Genomic DNA, 615 nt, shown 5'->3' on the forward strand with positions numbered 1-615 from the left:
CTCCTCCCACACCTCGTCCGAGCCGACGAACTTCTCCGGGTCCTTGGTGGACAGCTCCAGGTAGAAGTCGTTCAGACCGTAGTCGCGGAGCAGGTTCAGGACGAAGGTGAGGGTCTTGTCCAGCTCCTCCGCCATCTGCTCGCGGGTGCAGTAGATGTGCGCGTCGTCCTGGGTGAAGCCACGGGCGCGGGTCAGGCCGTGGACGACGCCCGACTTCTCGTACCGGTACACGGTGCCGAACTCGAACAGGCGCAGCGGCAGCTCACGGTAGGAGCGCCCGCGCGCGTCGAAGATCAGGTTGTGCATCGGGCAGTTCATGGGCTTGAGGTAGTAGTCCACGCCCTCGTCGAGCTGCATGGGGGGGTACATGCCCTCGGCGTACCAGTCCAGGTGGCCCGACTTCTCGAACAGCTTGCCCTTGGTGGCGTGCGGCGAGTAGACGAACTCGTAGCCCTCCTCCTCGTGGCGCTTGCGCGAGTAGTCCTCCATGACCCGGCGGATGATGCCGCCCTTGGGGTGGAAGACCGCGAGGCCGGAGCCGATCTCGTCCGGGATGGAGAAGAGGTCCAGCTCGTTGCCCAGCTTGCGGTGGTCGCGCTTCTCGGCCTCGGCCAG

At 65.7% G+C, this 615-nt stretch carries 1 protein-coding gene; it reads right to left on the reverse strand.

Features of this window, described 5'->3' with window-relative positions; genetic code table 11:
- The coding region (locus CCN56_RS32640; protein WP_306300654.1) for an aminoacyl--tRNA ligase-related protein at positions 1–615 on the reverse strand (615 nt) is incomplete at both ends.

The sequence above is a fragment of the Streptomyces sp. NRRL B-24572 genome (assembly GCF_002156145.1).
Classification (GTDB): Bacteria; Actinomycetota; Actinomycetes; order Streptomycetales; family Streptomycetaceae; genus Streptomyces; species Streptomyces vietnamensis.